This is a genomic window from Lentisalinibacter salinarum (assembly GCF_040706555.1).
Taxonomy (GTDB): Bacteria; Pseudomonadota; Gammaproteobacteria; order Steroidobacterales; family Woeseiaceae; genus Lentisalinibacter; species Lentisalinibacter salinarum.
Window position 1 is genome coordinate 1,094,996 of the sequence record NZ_JAPDRH010000003.1, and the last position, 15,278, is coordinate 1,110,273.

30 protein-coding genes are annotated in these 15,278 nt (G+C 64.4%); all 30 read right to left on the bottom strand.

Annotation, left to right across the window (positions count from 1 at the left end):
* Positions 1-97: 97 nt before the first annotated feature.
* On the bottom strand, positions 98-664 hold the full coding sequence (locus ACJMKZ_RS15615; protein WP_405234126.1) for a hypothetical protein: 567 nt from the start codon (positions 662-664) through the stop codon (positions 98-100).
* A 466-nt stretch (positions 665-1,130) separates the two neighbouring features.
* Entirely contained in the window at positions 1,131-1,520 is a 390-nt protein-coding gene (rplQ, locus tag ACJMKZ_RS15620; RefSeq protein WP_405234127.1) for a 50S ribosomal protein L17, read from the bottom strand.
* 93 nt (positions 1,521-1,613) lie between these two features.
* Positions 1,614-2,615, bottom strand: coding sequence for a DNA-directed RNA polymerase subunit alpha (locus ACJMKZ_RS15625; RefSeq protein ID WP_405223708.1), 1,002 nt, complete (start codon positions 2,613-2,615; stop codon positions 1,614-1,616).
* A gap of 18 nt (positions 2,616-2,633) precedes the next feature.
* Positions 2,634-3,257, bottom strand: a complete 624-nt coding sequence (rpsD, locus tag ACJMKZ_RS15630) for a 30S ribosomal protein S4 (RefSeq protein WP_405223710.1) — start codon at positions 3,255-3,257, stop codon at positions 2,634-2,636.
* A 12-nt stretch (positions 3,258-3,269) separates the two neighbouring features.
* Positions 3,270-3,662: a 30S ribosomal protein S11 gene (gene rpsK / locus ACJMKZ_RS15635; protein WP_405223712.1), complete on the bottom strand. Its 393-nt coding sequence runs from the start codon at positions 3,660-3,662 to the stop codon at positions 3,270-3,272.
* 34 nt (positions 3,663-3,696) lie between these two features.
* Complete coding sequence (rpsM, locus tag ACJMKZ_RS15640) at positions 3,697-4,053, bottom strand: 30S ribosomal protein S13 (protein ID WP_405234128.1); 357 nt, start codon at positions 4,051-4,053, stop codon at positions 3,697-3,699.
* Between the two features lie 55 nt (positions 4,054-4,108).
* The gene (gene rpmJ, locus ACJMKZ_RS15645; RefSeq protein ID WP_405223716.1) at positions 4,109-4,222 is read right to left on the bottom strand and encodes a 50S ribosomal protein L36; all 114 of its coding nucleotides are present in this window, start codon (positions 4,220-4,222) and stop codon (positions 4,109-4,111) included.
* A gap of 23 nt (positions 4,223-4,245) precedes the next feature.
* Positions 4,246-5,577, bottom strand: a complete 1,332-nt coding sequence (secY, locus tag ACJMKZ_RS15650) for a preprotein translocase subunit SecY (protein WP_405234181.1) — start codon at positions 5,575-5,577, stop codon at positions 4,246-4,248.
* 41 nt (positions 5,578-5,618) lie between these two features.
* Positions 5,619-6,053 (bottom strand): 50S ribosomal protein L15, encoded by a 435-nt coding sequence (gene rplO / locus ACJMKZ_RS15655; protein WP_405234129.1) that lies wholly within the window; start codon positions 6,051-6,053, stop codon positions 5,619-5,621.
* A gap of 2 nt (positions 6,054-6,055) precedes the next feature.
* The gene (gene rpmD, locus ACJMKZ_RS15660) at positions 6,056-6,256 is read right to left on the bottom strand and encodes a 50S ribosomal protein L30 (protein ID WP_405234130.1); all 201 of its coding nucleotides are present in this window, start codon (positions 6,254-6,256) and stop codon (positions 6,056-6,058) included.
* A gap of 4 nt (positions 6,257-6,260) precedes the next feature.
* Entirely contained in the window at positions 6,261-6,761 is a 501-nt protein-coding gene (gene rpsE / locus ACJMKZ_RS15665; RefSeq protein WP_405234131.1) for a 30S ribosomal protein S5, read from the bottom strand.
* Positions 6,762-6,810: 49 nt separating this feature from the next.
* Positions 6,811-7,164, bottom strand: a complete 354-nt coding sequence (gene rplR, locus ACJMKZ_RS15670; protein ID WP_405234182.1) for a 50S ribosomal protein L18 — start codon at positions 7,162-7,164, stop codon at positions 6,811-6,813.
* 29 nt (positions 7,165-7,193) lie between these two features.
* Positions 7,194-7,727, bottom strand: coding sequence for a 50S ribosomal protein L6 (rplF, locus tag ACJMKZ_RS15675; protein WP_405234132.1), 534 nt, complete (start codon positions 7,725-7,727; stop codon positions 7,194-7,196).
* A 21-nt stretch (positions 7,728-7,748) separates the two neighbouring features.
* Positions 7,749-8,144 (bottom strand): 30S ribosomal protein S8, encoded by a 396-nt coding sequence (gene rpsH / locus ACJMKZ_RS15680; protein WP_405234133.1) that lies wholly within the window; start codon positions 8,142-8,144, stop codon positions 7,749-7,751.
* Positions 8,145-8,158: 14 nt separating this feature from the next.
* The gene (gene rpsN, locus ACJMKZ_RS15685; RefSeq protein WP_405234134.1) at positions 8,159-8,464 is read right to left on the bottom strand and encodes a 30S ribosomal protein S14; all 306 of its coding nucleotides are present in this window, start codon (positions 8,462-8,464) and stop codon (positions 8,159-8,161) included.
* 14 nt (positions 8,465-8,478) lie between these two features.
* Complete coding sequence (rplE, locus tag ACJMKZ_RS15690) at positions 8,479-9,018, bottom strand: 50S ribosomal protein L5 (protein ID WP_405234135.1); 540 nt, start codon at positions 9,016-9,018, stop codon at positions 8,479-8,481.
* 26 nt (positions 9,019-9,044) lie between these two features.
* Entirely contained in the window at positions 9,045-9,362 is a 318-nt protein-coding gene (rplX, locus tag ACJMKZ_RS15695) for a 50S ribosomal protein L24 (RefSeq protein WP_405234136.1), read from the bottom strand.
* Between the two features lie 35 nt (positions 9,363-9,397).
* On the bottom strand, positions 9,398-9,766 hold the full coding sequence (gene rplN / locus ACJMKZ_RS15700) for a 50S ribosomal protein L14 (RefSeq protein WP_405223733.1): 369 nt from the start codon (positions 9,764-9,766) through the stop codon (positions 9,398-9,400).
* 70 nt (positions 9,767-9,836) lie between these two features.
* Positions 9,837-10,109 (bottom strand): 30S ribosomal protein S17, encoded by a 273-nt coding sequence (rpsQ, locus tag ACJMKZ_RS15705; protein ID WP_405234137.1) that lies wholly within the window; start codon positions 10,107-10,109, stop codon positions 9,837-9,839.
* The gene (gene rpmC, locus ACJMKZ_RS15710; protein ID WP_405234138.1) at positions 10,106-10,309 is read right to left on the bottom strand and encodes a 50S ribosomal protein L29; all 204 of its coding nucleotides are present in this window, start codon (positions 10,307-10,309) and stop codon (positions 10,106-10,108) included. Before rpmC ends, rpsQ begins: the two co-directional genes overlap by 4 nt.
* Positions 10,309-10,722 (bottom strand): 50S ribosomal protein L16, encoded by a 414-nt coding sequence (rplP, locus tag ACJMKZ_RS15715; protein WP_405223738.1) that lies wholly within the window; start codon positions 10,720-10,722, stop codon positions 10,309-10,311. Before rplP ends, rpmC begins: the two co-directional genes overlap by 1 nt.
* Positions 10,723-10,734: 12 nt before the next feature.
* Positions 10,735-11,421: a 30S ribosomal protein S3 gene (rpsC, locus tag ACJMKZ_RS15720; protein ID WP_405234139.1), complete on the bottom strand. Its 687-nt coding sequence runs from the start codon at positions 11,419-11,421 to the stop codon at positions 10,735-10,737.
* An 11-nt stretch (positions 11,422-11,432) separates the two neighbouring features.
* Positions 11,433-11,765 (bottom strand): 50S ribosomal protein L22, encoded by a 333-nt coding sequence (gene rplV / locus ACJMKZ_RS15725; protein WP_405234140.1) that lies wholly within the window; start codon positions 11,763-11,765, stop codon positions 11,433-11,435.
* Between the two features lie 11 nt (positions 11,766-11,776).
* Positions 11,777-12,052 (bottom strand): 30S ribosomal protein S19, encoded by a 276-nt coding sequence (gene rpsS, locus ACJMKZ_RS15730; RefSeq protein WP_405223744.1) that lies wholly within the window; start codon positions 12,050-12,052, stop codon positions 11,777-11,779.
* A gap of 15 nt (positions 12,053-12,067) precedes the next feature.
* Positions 12,068-12,904 carry a 50S ribosomal protein L2 gene (rplB, locus tag ACJMKZ_RS15735; RefSeq protein WP_405234141.1) on the bottom strand — a complete coding sequence of 279 codons (837 nt, stop codon included), beginning with the start codon at positions 12,902-12,904 and terminating at the stop codon, positions 12,068-12,070.
* 15 nt (positions 12,905-12,919) lie between these two features.
* On the bottom strand, positions 12,920-13,219 hold the full coding sequence (rplW, locus tag ACJMKZ_RS15740) for a 50S ribosomal protein L23 (RefSeq protein WP_405234183.1): 300 nt from the start codon (positions 13,217-13,219) through the stop codon (positions 12,920-12,922).
* Between the two features lie 5 nt (positions 13,220-13,224).
* The gene (rplD, locus tag ACJMKZ_RS15745) at positions 13,225-13,830 is read right to left on the bottom strand and encodes a 50S ribosomal protein L4 (protein ID WP_405234184.1); all 606 of its coding nucleotides are present in this window, start codon (positions 13,828-13,830) and stop codon (positions 13,225-13,227) included.
* 2 nt (positions 13,831-13,832) lie between these two features.
* The gene (gene rplC, locus ACJMKZ_RS15750; RefSeq protein WP_405234142.1) at positions 13,833-14,492 is read right to left on the bottom strand and encodes a 50S ribosomal protein L3; all 660 of its coding nucleotides are present in this window, start codon (positions 14,490-14,492) and stop codon (positions 13,833-13,835) included.
* 322 nt (positions 14,493-14,814) lie between these two features.
* The gene (gene rpsJ / locus ACJMKZ_RS15755) at positions 14,815-15,129 is read right to left on the bottom strand and encodes a 30S ribosomal protein S10 (protein WP_405234143.1); all 315 of its coding nucleotides are present in this window, start codon (positions 15,127-15,129) and stop codon (positions 14,815-14,817) included.
* A gap of 36 nt (positions 15,130-15,165) precedes the next feature.
* On the bottom strand, positions 15,166-15,278 hold a 113-nt coding region (locus ACJMKZ_RS15760; RefSeq protein ID WP_452233301.1), incomplete at its 5' end, for an EF-Tu C-terminal domain-related protein.

Sequence of the window (15,278 nt, forward strand, 5' to 3'; positions counted from 1 at the left end):
GGGCCTTCAGGGCCGACCCCGCACGACGGCCACGCGTGCAGTGGCGTGAAGGAAGTGCCGGTCAGCAGCGCCGACTAACGGCACCGAACCTCACGGCTCAGGGTCCGTCAGCGGCCGAACCTGTCTTCCTTCCCGCAGGCATTGCTCCGGATCCGTCACACGTAGCACTTGTGTGATTCCCTTCTTCGTACTCCTGGCCGAGGGGACTTGGCGTGTTGTCGAAGTAGTTCTGTCCCAATGCCAATCGCCTGGCTTCCAGTTGCTGGTAGAGGCGGACGGCTCCCTCGCACGCCTCCGCAATCTCCGATTCATTAAAGCTGTAATCGATTCTAAGCTGCTGCAATCGCCGAGGGACCAGTACATTGTCGCCCCTCAGTTGCGCCGCAAGGAGCATGGCAAGCATGTTTACGGGCGGATTCTCGGATACCCTCATGGTTGAGACGTTCTGACTAATCCAGGGCGATGCCCATACGCTCGACGCCGAAACCAATGCAGATATGCTGCCAAGCACTGCCGCCTGCTCGTACAGTTCCGTCATTTCTCTGGGGTCGATCGTGAGATAACGCCCCGCCAGGGTCGTTATAGCCGCCGTGTTCCCCTGGGCGATCAGCTCCTGCAACTTTCCTTCGTCAAGGCTTCTGAGATGCATTCTTTCGGCCGACATGTAGCCGCGTTCTCTCTCCCAGGCTTCCTGGCGAGTGATAGCTAGCGCGAACGGTTTACCTGACTGTGCGTCCGCCGCAGCCGACGAGGGCGGCATATGCGATCAGTCGCTTCTTCAACAAAGTGCTGCGTCCCCTGGAATCGGTCTCCCTGTCGGCCCGGACGCCGCCCACAGCGTGGTTCGGCCGCTAACGGGCCCCGTGGCCGGGAGTGCTGGCACCGGATCAGCAGCGCTTCCTGGCTGTGGCACACCTTTCGGCCACGGGCCCGTCAGCGGGTGGGTGAGGGTTGCGGGGTCGTCCGGACCGACTGGAGTCAATGGACAATGGTAGGAGCGGCTTCAGCCGCGATCGATCGGGCCTAAAGGCCCTCCCACATGAGCGTCCCCGCCACCCTTGCCCGCCTGATGGCGGGCCAACGCCAACAGAGCCCGATCGGGCCTGAAGGCCCTCCTAGGCGGGCGGGGGTCAGTCCTGGGCTTCGGACGCCTCGGGCTCTTCCGGCTGGTCGAGGAGCTGGACGATGGCCATCGGCGCCGCATCCCCGGGGCGGAAGCCCGTCTTCAGGATGCGCAGGTATCCGCCGGGACGCTCCTTGTAGCGCGGGCCCAGCTCGTTGAACAGCTTGCCCACCGCGTCCTTGTCACGCAGGCGATCGAACGCCCGGCGACGCTGGGAGACGCCGTCGACCTTGGCCATCGTGATCAGCGGCTCGACCACGCGGCGCAGCTCTTTCGCCTTCGGCAGCGTGGTCTTGATGGTCTCGTGGCGCACCAGCGAGGCGGCCATGTTGCGGAACATGGCGCGGCGGTGCGGACTGTTACGGTTGAGCTTTCGCCCCGACTTCTGATGTCGCATTGCTGATTTCCGGTTATACGTTCAGGCGTTCGTTCGACGGACGACGTCCGATGCCGAGAGTGCCAATGGCGCGAATAGTCCCTATGGTCTCGATCAGGCGGACAGCGCCTCGCGATCGGGACGCAGGCTCGGCGGCGGCCAGTTCTCGAGCTGCATGCCGAGCGACAGGCCGTGGCTTTCGAGCACGTCCTTGATCTCCGTGAGCGACTTCTTGCCCAGGTTCGGCGTGCGCAGCAGCTCCACCTCGGTGCGCTGCACCAGGTCGCCGATGTAGTTGATGCTCTCGGCCTTCAGGCAGTTCGCGGAGCGCACGGTGAGTTCCAGCTCGTCCACCGGCCGCAGCAGGATCGGGTCGATCTGTGCCTCGGCGGCGGCGCCGGCGCCCTCTTCCTGACCCTGCAGGTCCACGAAGACGCTCAGCTGGTCCTTGAGGATGCTGCCCGCGCGGCGGATCGCCTCTTCGGGGTCGATGGTGCCGTTCGTCTCGATGTCGATGATGAGCTTGTCGAGGTCGGTGCGCTGCTCCACGCGGGCCGCCTCCACGTTGTAGGTCACCCGGCGAATCGGGCTGAACGAGGCGTCCAGCTGCAACCGACCGATGGGGCCGCTCTGCTCCTCGAAACTCGCACGCTGGGTGGCCGGACGGTAACCGCGTCCGCGGATCACCTTCAGCACCATGCGGAGCTCGCCGGCCTTGGTCAGGTTGGCGATCACCAGATCCGGGTTCAGTACCTCGACGTCATGGTCCAGCTGGATATCGCCGGCCGTGACCGGACCCGGGCCCTTCTTGGAGATGGAAAGCTCGGCGCTTTCGCGGCTGTGCATGCGCACGGCCACCTGCTTGAGATTCAGCAGGATGTCGACGACGTCTTCCTGCACGCCCTCGATGCTGGTGTACTCGTGCAGCACGCCCTCGATCTCGGCCTCTACAATCGCCGCGCCCGGCATGGACGACAGCAGGATGCGCCGCAGCGCATTGCCCAGCGTGTGGCCGAAGCCCCGCTCGAATGGCTCGATGACGACCCGTGCGTGCTGCTCCGTCTCCGGAGTCACCTTCACGACACGAGGTTTCAGAAATTCGGTTACTTCCGACATGGGACAGGGTCCTCCTGATTACTTGGAGTAGAGCTCGACCACCAGGTTTTCGTTGATGTCCGGCAGGATGTCGTCCCGCTCCGGCAACGTCTTCAGCAGTCCGGTCATCTTCTTGGTGTCGACTTCGACCCATTCCGGAAAGCCCACCTGGCCGGCGATCTCGAGTGCACTCTGGATGCGGAGCTGCTTCTGCGCCTTCTCTCTGATCGAGACCTGATCGCCGGCGCTGACCTGGTAGGAGGGGATGTTCACCACCTTGCCATTGACCATCACGCCCTTGTGGCTGACGAGCTGACGCGCCTCCGCACGCGTCGAGGCGAAGCCCATCCGGTAGACGGTGTTGTCCAGCCGTCCTTCCAGCAGGCGCAGCAGATTCTCGCCCGTGGAGCCCTTCAGCTGTGCCGCACGCTTGTAGTAATTGCGGAACTGGCGTTCCAGCACACCGTACATGCGGCGCAGTTTCTGCTTCTCGCGCAGCTGCAGGCCGTAGTCGGACAGACGTCCGCGCCGGCCGGTGGCACTGCCGCCCGGCGGCGTGTCCAGCTTGCACTTGGCATCCAGCGGCTTCACGCCGCTCTTCAGGAACAGATCCGTGCCTTCGCGGCGCGAGAGCTTACATTTTGGTCCGAGATATCTTGCCATGATCCTCTTTACCTATACCCGACGACGCTTCGGAGGACGACACCCGTTGTGGGGTATCGGCGTCACGTCTTCGATAGTCTGAATACGGAAACCGACGGCATTCAGCGCGCGCACCGCGGACTCGCGACCCGGGCCCGGCCCGCGCACGCGTACGTCCAGATTCTTCACGCCGTAATCCTGCGCAGCCTTGCCCGCCTTCTCGGCGGCCACCTGGGCGGCGAAGGGCGTCGATTTCCTCGATCCGCGGAAGCCGCAGCCACCGGCCGTTGCCCAGGAAAGGGCATTACCCTGGCGGTCGGTGATCGTGATGATCGTGTTATTGAAGGAGGCATGCACGTGCGCAATCGCGTCCTGCACCTGCTTGCGGACCTTCTTCCGCGTGGTCGTTTTCTTCGGTTGAGCCATCTTATGTCCTTACTCGAATCCTGATGCCCGGCGCTTACTTGCGGACCGGACGGCGGGGGCCCTTGCGGGTCCGCGCGTTGGTACGGCTGCGCTGCCCGCGCACCGGCAGGCCGCGGCGGTGACGGATGCCGCGGTAACAACCGAGGTCCATCAACCGCTTGATGTTCATCGACTGCTCACGGCGCAGGTCGCCCTCCACCGTGAAACGGGCCACCTCGTTGCGCAGCCGGGCCACTTCCGGCTCGGCCAGATCCTTCACCTGGACGTCCGGCGCGATACCGGCTGCGTCGCAGATCTTGCGCGCCCTGGTATGGCCGATGCCGTAGATGCTGGTGAGCGCTATCGCCACGTGCTTGTGCACCGGGATGTTTATGCCTGCTATACGCGCCACTGATAATTCCTCTGTTCTCTCTTATTGGCCGCCCTGCTCGGGGCTTCCTTCTCTCTCAACCCTGCCGCTGCTTGTGCCGCGCATCCGTGCAGATGACGCGCACGACGCCGTTGCGCCGGATGATCTTGCAGTTGCGGCAGATCTTCTTGACTGATGCACGAACCTTCATCGTCTTTCTCCGTCACCGGGCCGTCAGCGGATCTGGCCCGCGCGACCGTAATTCCTCAGATTGGCCTTCTTCATCATCCCTTCGTACTGGTGCGACATCATGTGCGCCTGCAGCTGGGACATGAAGTCCATCGCGACCACCACCAGGATGAGCAGCGACGTACCGCCGAAGTAGAACGGGATGCTCGGATAGAACAGCCGCACGAACTCCGGCATCAGGCAGACGCCCGTAATGTACAACGCGCCCCAGAACGTCAGCCGCGTCAGCACCCGGTCGATGTACTCACCGGTCTGGGCGCCCGGCCGGATGCCCGGTATGAAGGCGCCCGAACGCTTCAGGTTGTCCGCCGTCTCCTTCGAGTTGAACACCAGCGCGGTGTAGAAGAAGCAGAAGAAGATGATCAGGACGCCGTACAGCAGCATGTAGACCGGCTGGCCGGGGCCCATGCTCGTGCCGATGTTCTGCAGCGTGCGCTGGATCCACGTCGGGTCCGCGCTCGTGCCTGCGAACTGGGCGAGAGTCGCCGGGAACAGCAGGATACTGGAGGCGAAGATCGGCGGAATCACGCCGGACATGTTGATCTTGAACGGCAGGTGCGTGCTCTGGGCCGCATACATCCGCCTTCCCTGCTGACGCCGCGCGTAGTTCACCGTGATACGACGCTGTGCCCGCTCCATATAAACCACGAAGGCGGTCACCGCCACGATGGCCAGCAGGATCAGGATGGCGAAAGCCGGGGCCATCTCGCCGTTGCGCACGAGCTCTGCCGTGCCGGCGATGGCGCCGGGCATGCCCGCCACGATGCCCGCGAGGATGATGATGGAGATGCCGTTACCGATGCCCCGCTCCGTGATCTGCTCGCCCAGCCACATCAGGAACACCGTGCCGGTCACCAGCGTGATGGCCGCGGTGAACAGGAAGCCCGGGCCCGGATTGATGACCAGGTTGGGCTGGTTCTGGATGGCATAGGCCGCCGTCACGGACTGGAACAGCGCCAGTCCCACCGTGCCGTAGCGCGTGTACTGGGTGATCTTGCGCCGGCCGGACTCGCCTTCCTTCTTCAACTGGGCGAGGCTCGGCACGACAACCGCGGCCATCTGCATGATGATGGCGGCGGAGATGTAGGGCATGATCCCGAGCGCGAAGACGCCGAAACGCTGCAGGGCGCCGCCCGAAAAGAGGTTGAACAGCCCCAGGATGTTCCCCGACTGCTGGTCGAAGAAGCTCGACAGCGCAATGGGGTCGACGCCCGGCACCGGTATGAAGGTGCCGACGCGATAGACCACCAGTGCCCCGACCAGGAACAGGAGCCGCTGCCGCAGCTCGCTGAGCTTCCCACTCTGGGCCAGTGCCATTGCCGGATTGTTGCTGGGTGCTTTCGCCACTTTCGTTTCCGTCAGTCCTCGATGGAGCCGCCGGCCGCCTCGATTGCCTTGCGGGCGCCCGGGGTCACCTTGATCCCTTTGATTTTCACGGCCTTCGTCAGTTCACCGGAGGCGATCACCTTCGCCTTCACGACGCGGCTGCCGACGACGTGCGCCTTGCGCAGCGCCTCCAGGTCGATGGGATCCGCGTCTACCTTCGCGAGCTCGTGCAACCGTATCTCGGCGCTGAGGCCGCGGCTCGGCGAGTTGAAGCCCACCTTCGGCAGGCGCCTCTGCAGCGGCATCTGGCCGCCTTCGAAGCCCACTTTGTGGTAGCCGCCGGATCGGGCGTGCTGGCCTTTCTGGCCCCGACCGCTGGTCTTGCCCTGACCCGCGGAATGACCGCGGCCCAGGCGCTTGCCGGCCTTCTTGCTGCCCTCTGCAGGCTTAAGCGTGTTCAGACGCATCTCTAAGCTTCCTCTACGTTCAGGAGATAGGACACCTTGTTGATCATGCCCCGGTTCTCCGGCGTATCCTCGACGGTGACCGTCTGGTTGATCTTCCTGAGACCGAGTCCGGCGACGCAGGCCTTGTGGTTGGCCAGCCGCCCATACCGGCTCTTCACCAGTGTCACTTTCAGTTTCTGTCCGTTGCTCGCTGACTTGGCCATCGTGCTAGCTCTGTATCTCGTCGACTTTCTTGCCGCGCTTCGCCGCGATGCGGTTCGGCGAGTGCACCGACTGCAGCGCGTTGATGGTCGCGCGCACCACGTTGATGGGATTGCGCGAGCCGTAGCTCTTGGCCAGCACGTTACGCACGCCGGCGCATTCGAACACCGCGCGCATCGCACCGCCGGCGATGATGCCCGTACCTTCCGAGGCCGGCGCCATCAATACCTTCGTGGCACCGTGACGGCCCTTGACCTCGTACTGCAGCGTCTCGTCCTTCAGGTGCAGCGACTTGAGGTTTTTCCGTGCGGCCTGCATCGCCTTCTGGATCGCGATGGGCACTTCACGGGCCTTGCCGTAGCCGAAGCCCACCTTGCCGGCGCCGTCGCCCACCACGGTCAGCGCGGTGAAGCCGAACTGGCGACCACCCTTCACGACCTTGGCGACGCGATTGACGGTCACCAGTTTCTCGAGGAGATCGTCGCTGCCTTGTTCCATTCTTGCCATGTGTCACTACCCGATGCCCCGCCTCTCGTCCGGCGGGTATTCATTGATCCTAGAACTGCAGACCGGCCTCGCGCGCCGCATCCGCCAGTGCCTTCACGCGGCCGTGGAAGCGGAACCCGGAGCGGTCGAACGCCACCGACTCCACGCCGGCCGCCTTCGCCTTCTCGGCGATGACACGGCCTACCTCGACCGCCGCGTCCACGTTGCCCGTGCCCTTGAGCTTCTCGCGCAGTTCCTTCTGCACCGTGGAGGCGCTCGCCAGCACGCTCGCCCCGTCCGGGGCGATGATCTGGGCGTAGATGTGCCGCGGCGTCCGGTGGACGCTCAGGCGGTGCACGGCCAGCTCGCTGATCTTGGCCCGCGTGCGGCGGGCCCGGCGCAGCCGGCTCTGTTTCTTGTCCAGTCTCATATCCTGAAATCCTCGGAAACCGGTTACTTCTTCTTCGCTTCTTTCATGACGACGCGCTCGTCGGCATATCGCACGCCCTTGCCCTTGTAGGGCTCCGGCGGACGGAAGCGACGGATCTCGGCGGCGACCTGGCCCACCTTCTGCTTGTCGGAGCCGCGCACGACGACCTCGGTCTGGCTCGGCGTCTCGACCTGCACGCCCTCCGGTACCTGGTAGGCCACCGGGTGGGAGAAGCCGAGCGTCAGGTTCAGCGTGCTGCCCTGAGCCTGGGCACGGTAGCCGACGCCCCGGAGCTCCAGCTTGCGCTCGAAGCCTTCGGTGACGCCCTGCACCATGTTGGCCAGCAGCGCACGCGTGGTGCCCGCCATGGCGTTGGCGAAGCGCGAACCCGAGCGCGCCCTCAGCGTGACGGTGCCGTCCTCCTGGCCCAGCTCCACCTCGTGGTTCAGCTCCATCTCGAGCGCGCCTTTCGGCCCTTTCACGTTGACGGTGGTACCGCTGACGGCCACCTCGACGCCCTTGGGCAGCGCTACCGGTTGTTTTGCGACTCTAGACATTTTCCTGACTCGTTGTATCGCTTAGGAGACGACGCAGAGAACCTCTCCGCCGATGCCCTTTGCCCGGGCCTGCCGGTCACTCATGAGCCCGGCCGAAGTGGACACGATGGCCACGCCCAGGCCGCCCAGCACCCGCGGCAGCTCGTCCTTGCCCCGGTAGATGCGCAGTCCGGGACGGCTCACCCGCTGGATGCGCTCGATCACCGGCTCACCCTGGAAGTACTTCAGCTCGACGGTGAGAGTGCGCCCGGCACCCTCGCCCTCCACCGAGTAACCGGTGATATAGCCTTCTTCCTTCAGCACCTCGGCCACGGCGGCCTTGATGGTGGATGCCGGCATGGCGACGCTGACCTTGCGGGCCTTCTGACCATTGCGGATGCGGGTCAGCATGTCGGCGATGGGATCGGTCATGCTCATATCATCAACCTCTGTTACCAGCTCGCCTTGGTGAGACCCGGGATCTCGCCCTTCATGGCCGCCTCGCGCAGCTTGTTCCGCGCCAGGCCGAACTTGCGGTAGTAGCCATGGGGGCGGCCCGTGATCGAGCAGCGATTGCGCAGCCGCACCGGGCTCGCGTCGCGCGGCAGCGCCTGCAGCTTCGCCTGCGCGGCGCGGCGCTCTTCGTCGGAGCTACCGGGGCTGGTGATGATCGCCTTCAGCTCTGCCCGCTTGCGTGCGTAGCGCTCCACCGTCTTCTGACGCTTGCGCTCGCGCTCTACCATCGATTTCTTTGCCATCGGCTGGAACCTGTCTATTTCTTGAACGGGAAGTTGAACGCTTCAAGCAGCGCCCTGCCTTCCTCGGGATTGGTGGCTGTCGTCGTTATCGTGATGTCCATGCCCCGGATCTCGTCGATCTGGTCGTAGTCGATCTCCGGGAAGATGATCTGCTCCCGCACGCCCATGCTGTAGTTGCCCTGGGTGTCGAAGGAGCGCGGATTCAGGCCGCGGAAGTCCCGCACACGCGGGATCGCGATGTTGACGAGCCGGTCGAGGAACTCGTACATGCGCTCCCGGCGCAGCGTGACCTTGGCACCGATCGGGAAATCCTCGCGGATCTTGAAACCGGCGACGGACTTGCGTGCCTTGGTGACCACCGGCTTCTGGCCGGCGATGCGGGTCATGTCGGCGACGGCGTTGTCCAGGATCTTCTTGTCGCCCACGGCCTCGCCCACGCCCATGTTGATGGTGATCTTCGTGATCTTCGGCACGCGCATGGGATTTGCGATGCCGAGCCGCTCCTGGAGCTGGGGCACCACCGTCTCGCGATAATATTCCTGCAGTCTGGACATAGCTCTGTACTCGATGCGCGGCGTCCTCAGACGTCCACGACCTCCTCATTCGATTTGAAATAGCGCACCCGCGAACCGTCCTCCAGGGTACGGATGCCGATCCGGTCGCCCTTCTTGGTCTGCGGGTTGTAGACCATCACGTTCGAGATATGCAGCGGCATCTCGCGGTCGACGATCCCTCCGGGGACGCCCATGTTCGGGTTCGGACGCTGGTGCTTCTTGGCCACGTTCACGCCTTCGACGAGCACGCGCTCGTCGGGGTAGACGCGCAGCACAGTGCCGCGGCGGCCCTTGTCCTTGCCGGCGATCACGACGACGTCGTCGCCTTTCCTGATCTTGTTCATTTCGCTCTCTCGTCCTCTCGGCCTGGTCTTCCCGATCAAAGCACTTCGGGTGCCAGCGAGATGATCTTCATGAATCGACTGGTCCTGAGCTCACGGGTCACCGGACCGAAGATACGGGTGCCGATGGGCTCCAGGCGGTTATTCAGCAGCACGGCCGCATTACCGTCGAAGCGGATCAGCGAGCCGTCCGGGCGGCGCACACCCTTGCGCGTACGCACGACGACGGCGTTGTAGATCTCGCCCTTCTTCACCTTGCCGCGCGGGATCGCATCCTTCACGCTGACCTTGATGATGTCGCCGACGTTGGCGTACCGGCGCTTGGAACCGCCCAGTACCTTGATGCACATGAGGCGTCGCGCACCGCTGTTGTCCGCGGCGTTCAGAACTGACTGCATCTGAATCATTGCTGTAAATCCAATCCGGTATCTGTCTCAAAAAATGCCTGGCCAGCGGCTGCGTTCCGCCGTACCCGGATCACTCCACCTGCGCCCGCTCGACGATACCGACCACCTTCCACGCCTTGTGGCGGGAGATGGGGCGGCACTCGGCGATGGAGACGCGGTCGCCCGGGCGGCACTCGTTCGCCTCGTCGTGGGCCATGACCTTGCTCGTGCGCCGGATGTACTTGCCATACACCGGATGACGGGTCAGCCGCTCGATCGCCACGGACACGGTCTTGTCCATCTTGCTAGACACGACCCGGCCGGTCACCGTGCGTGCTGTCTTCTGCTTCGTCTCGTCGTTCATTTGGCTTCACCCTGCGTGGAGACCTCGTTCAGGACGGTCTTCACACGCGCAATCTCCTTGCGGACGCGGCGGTACTCGTGGGGCCGTGTCAGCTGACCCGTGGCCTGCTGCAGGCGGAGGTTGAACTGCTCCTTTCGAAGCTTCAGCAGCTCCTCGCCCAGTTCTTCGGCCGTCTTTTCTCTCAGTTCACTCGCCTTCATCACATCACCTGACGGGACACGAACACCGTCTGCATCGGGATCTTGGCAGCCGCCAGGCGAAACGCCTCGCGCGCCACTTCCTCGCTGACACCTTCCATCTCGTAGAGCACGCGGCCCGGCTGGATCTGGGCCACCCAGTATTCGACGTTACCCTTGCCCTTGCCCTGGCGTACTTCCAGCGGCTTCTTGCTGATCGGCTTGTCCGGGAAAACCCGGATCCAGATCTTGCCGCCGCGCTTGATGTGCCGGGTCATGGCACGGCGGGCCGCCTCGATCTGGCGCGCCGTCAGCCGGCCGCGACCCACCGCCTTCAGCCCGTATTCGCCGAAGGCCACCGTATTGCCACGCTGCGCCAGGCCACGGTTACGGCCCTTCTGCTGCTTGCGGAATTTGGTTCGTTTTGGCTGCAACATCTCCGCGGCTCCCTATCTCGAGCTTGTCGCCTGCTCGGCGGCTTCCTGGATGACTTCGTTCTTGTCCAGGATCTCACCCTTGAATATCCACACCTTCACGCCGATCACGCCGTAGGTGGTCTTCGCCTCGGCCAGGCCGTAATCGATCTCGGCCCGCAGCGTGTGCAGCGGCACACGGCCTTCCCGGTACCACTCGGAACGGGCGATCTCCGCGCCGTTAAGCCGGCCGCCGACCTTCACCTTCACGCCCTCTGCCCCCACGCGCATGGTGTTGGTGACCGCACGCTTCATCGCGCGGCGGAACATCACGCGGCGCTCGAGCTGCTGGGCGATACCCTCGGCCACGAGCTGGGCGTCCATCTCGGGCTTGCGGATCTCGGAGATGTTGATGCGCACGTCGCCGAGCGGCATACCCACCATCTGCGCGACTTCCGAGCGCAGCTTCTCGATGTCCTCGCCCTTCTTGCCGATCACGATGCCCGGCCGCGCCGTGTGGATCGTGATATTGACCTTCTTGGCGGGACGCTCGATCTGAATCTTGCTGACCGAGGCATCCTTCAGTTTCTGCTTGATGAAGGTGCGGACGTCGTGGTCCGTCTTCACGTAGCCGGGGAAACTCTGCGTGTCGGCATACCACTTCGACGTCCAGTCGGTCGTGATACCCAGGCGGATGCCCGTCGGATGTACTTTCTGACCCATTATGCGTCCCGTTACTCGTCTGCCACCCGGATGGTGATATGACTGTTGCGTTTGATGATCCGCGCACCGCGGCCCTTCGCGCGGGCACGATAGCGCCGGAATGACGGCGCCTCGTTCACCTCGATGGCGGCGATACGCAGTTCGTCGATATCGGCACCGTGATTGTGCTCCGCATTCGCGATGGCGGACTCGAGCACCTTCTTGACGATGCGCGCGCCCTTCTTGGGCATGAACGCGAGCGTCTTCAGGGCGCTGTCCACCGTCTTGCCGCGGATGGTGTCCGCGACCAGCCGGCATTTCTGCGGCGAGATACGCGCGTAGCGCAGTTTTGCTGCAACCTGCATCAGCCGTCTCCTCAGCGCTTCGTCTTGCGATCGCCGGAGTGACCCTTGAAGGTCCGGGTGATCGCGAACTCGCCCAACTTGTGACCCACCATGTTCTCCGATATCAGCACCGGCACATGCTGGCGCCCGTTATGCACGGCGATGGTCAGGCCGACCATATCCGGCAGGATCATCGAGCGCCGCGACCATGTCCTGATCGGGCGGCGGTCGTTGCTCTCCACAGCCGTCTGCACCTTCTTCTGGAGGTGGACGTCTACGAAAGGACCTTTCTTAACCGAGCGTGGCATCTTTCAAACCCTGTATTACTTCTGCTTGCGGCGCTTGCGGCGACGCACGATCATCGAATCCGTACGCTTGTTCTTGCGCGTCTTGTAACCCTTGGTGGGCACACCCCACGGCGTCACCGGATGGCGGCCGCCGGAAGTCCTGCCCTCGCCGCCGCCATGGGGATGGTCGACCGGGTTCATGACCACACCGCGCACGGTCGGACGCACGCCTTTCCAGCGCTTGGCTCCGGCCTTGCCGAGCTTGCGCAGGTTGTGCTCGCCGTGGCCCACCTCGCCGATGGTGGCCCGGCACTCCGAGTGGATGCGCCGCATCTCGCCGGAGCGCAGCCGCAACGTCGCGTAGGTACCCTCGCGAGCGGCGAGCTGGGCCGAGGCGCCGGCGGAACGCATCATCTGCGCGCCCTTGCCCGGCTTCATCTCGACGCAGTGGACGACGGTACCCACCGGGATGCTGCGCAGCGGCAGGGCATTGCCCGGCTTGATCGGCGCGTCCTCGCCCGACACCACCGTCTGGCCCGCGCTCACGCCCTTCGGCGCCAGGATGTAGCGCCACTCACCGTCGGTGTACTTGATCAGCGCCAGGTGGGCACTGCGGTTCGGGTCGTATTCGATGCGCTCGACCGTCCCCGGGATGCCGTCCTTGTTGCGCCTGAAGTCCACGATACGGTAGCGCTGCTTGTGCCCGCCGCCCTGGTGGCGCACCGTGATGCGACCCTTGTTGTTGCGGCCGCCGGTCTTCGCCTTCTTGGCCAGCAACGGGCCGTAGGGCTCGCCCTTGTACAGCTCGGGCGTGCGCACCTTGACGACGAAACGCCGGCCGGCGGATGTCGGTTTTGCTTTCTGCAGTGGCATTCTTCTGGACCCCTGTTACTCAGCGCCGAGGAAGTCGATGTCGCTGCCCTCGGCCAGCCTGACGTACGCCTTCTTCCACGCAGGGCGCTTGCCGATGGTCTGACCGAAGCGCTTGAACTTGCCCTTGTGGTTGACTACCTGCACGCCCTCGACCTCGACCTCGAACAGCATCTCGACCGCTGCCCGGATCTCCTTCTTGGTCGCGTCCCGGCGCACCCGGAACACCACCTGGTTGTCGCGCTCGCCGACGGTGGTGGTCTTCTCGGAGATGTGCGGCCCGAGAACCACGTTCATCAGCCGTTCCTGGCGTGCGATGGCGCTCATGACAGACGCTCCTCGATCAGTTTCAGCGCGGGCACGGTGATCAGCACCTTCTCGAAACGCATCAGCGTGACGGGATCCACGGCCGCCACGTCGCAGATGCCCACGTTCTTCAGATTGCGTGCCGCCAGGTAGACCTTCTCGTCGAACGCCTCGTTGACGATCAGCACGTCGTCCAGACCCAGCGATCTGAGCTTGCCGGCCAGCTCCTTCGTCTTCGGCGCCTCAAGAGTGAGCTCGCCGGTGACCACCAGGCGCTCCTGGCGGATCAGCTCGGAGAGCACCGACTTCAGGGCACCGCGGTACATCTTGCGGTTGACCTTCTGCTCGAAGCTGCGCGGCCTGGCGGCGAAAGTCCGGCCGCCGCCCACCCAGATGGGGCTGCGGATCGTGCCCGCGCGGGCCCGGCCCGTTCCCTTCTGCCGCCACGGCTTGGCGCCGCCGCCGCGCACGTCGGAGCGGTTTTTCTGCGCCTTCGTACCGGCGCGGGCGCCGGCCAGGTAGGCCGTCACGACCTGGTGCACGAGCGATTCGTTGTAGCTGGCGCCGAAGGTGTCTTCCGATACCTCGACGCTGCCGCCTGCATCAGCGAGTTTCAGTTCCATGCTCATGCCTCGCTCCCCTTACGGGCCTTCACGGCGGGCTGCACGATGACCCGTCCGCCGCGGTGACCGGGGACGGCGCCCTTGATCAGGATCAGGTTGCGCTCGGCATCCACCCGAACGACCTCGAGGTTCTGGGTGGTGCGGCGCACGTTGCCCATCTGGCCGGCCATCTTCTTGCCCTTGAATACGCGGCCCGGAGTCTGGTTCTGACCGATCGAGCCGGGCACCCGGTGGGCAAGCGAGTTGCCATGGGTAGCGTCCTGGGTGCGGAAGTTGTGCCGCTTGACCGTGCCGGCGAAGCCCTTGCCGATGGTCGTGCCGATCACGTCGACCTTCTGGCCGACCTCGAACCGGTCCACGCGGATCTCGGCACCCGGCGCCAGCTCATCATCGGCCGGAGCCTCGTCCAGACGGAACTCGCGCAGCGAGTCGCCCGCGTCGACCTTGGCCGCAGCGAACTGGCCGGCCCGCGGCCTGGACACCCGGGAGGCCTTCGCACTGCCGAAGGCGACCTGCAGCGCGTTGTAACCGTCGCGCTCGGCCGTCTTCACCTGCGTGACGCGATTTGGCAGCGCCTCGATCACGGTGACCGGCACAGAACTGCCGTCCTCCGTGAAGATGCGCGTCATGCCGCACTTGCGGCCAACGATTCCGATAGCCATCTGAGACTTTCCCGTTGTGTACCGACTCCGGTTGGCCGGCACTCTCTTTTCCACAATGAAACAATCAACCTTCACCGCGACGACTACGATTGGCCATCGCTGCCTCTCGCGAGCTCAAGACACGCGAAAGGGGCCAGCTCTTCGCTCGACCCCTGCCGGGTCTGCGGAACTGACCCCCACGCCGGCCGAAGCCGATGTGCCCGGGATTTGCCGTTTACGCCGCATGTGGCGACGTCGCTGTCTGAGGATCAGGCCGACTCCCGGCCCGGCCTGGTCCCGAAGGAGCCCGCTATTATAACAAGTCGGGCGCCGTGTTCAATTTCTAATTCAGCTTGATCTGGACATCCACGCCCGCCGGCAGCTCGAGCTTCATCAGCGCGTCCACCGTCTTGTCCGTGGGATCCACGATATCCATCAGCCGCTTGTGGGTGCGCAGCTCGTACTGGTCCCGCGCGTCCTTGTTGACGTGTGGCGAGATCAGCACGGTGAAGCGCTCCTTCTTCGTGGGCAGCGGCACCGGCCCTTTCACGGTGGCGCCGGTGCGCTTCGCCGTCTCCACGATCTCCCGGGCCGACGTGTCGATCAGCCGGTGGTCGAAGGCCTTGAGGCGGATTCGGATGTTCTGGTTCGTTGCCATGTTGTTGAATCGGGCCTGAAGGCCCTCCTGCATTGTTTAATCGATGATTTTCGCGACCACGCCGGCGCCCACGGTACGGCCGCCCTCGCGGATGGCGAAGCGCAGTCCGTCCTCCATGGCGATCGGTGCGATCAGCTCCACCACCATCT

Excerpts from the sequence above, each read along its gene's own strand:
- rpsE (WP_405234131.1), bottom strand. The coding sequence starts at position 6,761 with ATGGCAAGAATGGAACAAGGCAGCGACGATCTCCTCGAGAAACTGGTG.
- rplP (WP_405223738.1), bottom strand. The coding sequence starts at position 10,722 with ATGTTGCAGCCAAAACGAACCAAATTCCGCAAGCAGCAGAAGGGCCGT.
- secY (WP_405234181.1), bottom strand. The coding sequence starts at position 5,577 with ATGGCACTGGCCCAGAGTGGGAAGCTCAGCGAGCTGCGGCAGCGGCTC.
- rpsQ (WP_405234137.1), bottom strand. The coding sequence starts at position 10,109 with ATGAACGACGAGACGAAGCAGAAGACAGCACGCACGGTGACCGGCCGG.
- rpmC (WP_405234138.1), bottom strand. The coding sequence starts at position 10,309 with ATGAAGGCGAGTGAACTGAGAGAAAAGACGGCCGAAGAACTGGGCGAG.
- rpsD (WP_405223710.1), bottom strand. The coding sequence starts at position 3,257 with ATGGCAAGATATCTCGGACCAAAATGTAAGCTCTCGCGCCGCGAAGGC.
- rpsS (WP_405223744.1), bottom strand. The coding sequence starts at position 12,052 with ATGCCACGCTCGGTTAAGAAAGGTCCTTTCGTAGACGTCCACCTCCAG.
- rplC (WP_405234142.1), bottom strand. The coding sequence starts at position 14,492 with ATGGCTATCGGAATCGTTGGCCGCAAGTGCGGCATGACGCGCATCTTC.
- rplN (WP_405223733.1), bottom strand. The coding sequence starts at position 9,766 with ATGATTCAGATGCAGTCAGTTCTGAACGCCGCGGACAACAGCGGTGCG.
- rplF (WP_405234132.1), bottom strand. The coding sequence starts at position 7,727 with ATGTCTAGAGTCGCAAAACAACCGGTAGCGCTGCCCAAGGGCGTCGAG.
- rplE (WP_405234135.1), bottom strand. The coding sequence starts at position 9,018 with ATGTCCAGACTGCAGGAATATTATCGCGAGACGGTGGTGCCCCAGCTC.
- rplO (WP_405234129.1), bottom strand. The coding sequence starts at position 6,053 with ATGCGTCTGAACACGCTTAAGCCTGCAGAGGGCAGCAAGAAGGCCGGC.
- rpsH (WP_405234133.1), bottom strand. The coding sequence starts at position 8,144 with ATGAGCATGACCGATCCCATCGCCGACATGCTGACCCGCATCCGCAAT.
- rpsC (WP_405234139.1), bottom strand. The coding sequence starts at position 11,421 with ATGGGTCAGAAAGTACATCCGACGGGCATCCGCCTGGGTATCACGACC.
- rplD (WP_405234184.1), bottom strand. The coding sequence starts at position 13,830 with ATGGAACTGAAACTCGCTGATGCAGGCGGCAGCGTCGAGGTATCGGAA.
- rpmD (WP_405234130.1), bottom strand. The coding sequence starts at position 6,256 with ATGGCCAAGTCAGCGAGCAACGGACAGAAACTGAAAGTGACACTGGTG.
- rpsJ (WP_405234143.1), bottom strand. The coding sequence starts at position 15,129 with ATGGCAACGAACCAGAACATCCGAATCCGCCTCAAGGCCTTCGACCAC.
- rplX (WP_405234136.1), bottom strand. The coding sequence starts at position 9,362 with ATGAACAAGATCAGGAAAGGCGACGACGTCGTCGTGATCGCCGGCAAG.
- rplQ (WP_405234127.1), bottom strand. The coding sequence starts at position 1,520 with ATGCGACATCAGAAGTCGGGGCGAAAGCTCAACCGTAACAGTCCGCAC.
- rpsK (WP_405223712.1), bottom strand. The coding sequence starts at position 3,662 with ATGGCTCAACCGAAGAAAACGACCACGCGGAAGAAGGTCCGCAAGCAG.
- rpmJ (WP_405223716.1), bottom strand. The coding sequence starts at position 4,222 with ATGAAGGTTCGTGCATCAGTCAAGAAGATCTGCCGCAACTGCAAGATC.
- ACJMKZ_RS15625 (WP_405223708.1), bottom strand. The coding sequence starts at position 2,615 with ATGTCGGAAGTAACCGAATTTCTGAAACCTCGTGTCGTGAAGGTGACT.
- rpsN (WP_405234134.1), bottom strand. The coding sequence starts at position 8,464 with ATGGCAAAGAAATCGATGGTAGAGCGCGAGCGCAAGCGTCAGAAGACG.
- rplV (WP_405234140.1), bottom strand. The coding sequence starts at position 11,765 with ATGCAGGTTGCAGCAAAACTGCGCTACGCGCGTATCTCGCCGCAGAAA.
- rplB (WP_405234141.1), bottom strand. The coding sequence starts at position 12,904 with ATGCCACTGCAGAAAGCAAAACCGACATCCGCCGGCCGGCGTTTCGTC.
- ACJMKZ_RS15615 (WP_405234126.1), bottom strand. The coding sequence starts at position 664 with ATGTCGGCCGAAAGAATGCATCTCAGAAGCCTTGACGAAGGAAAGTTG.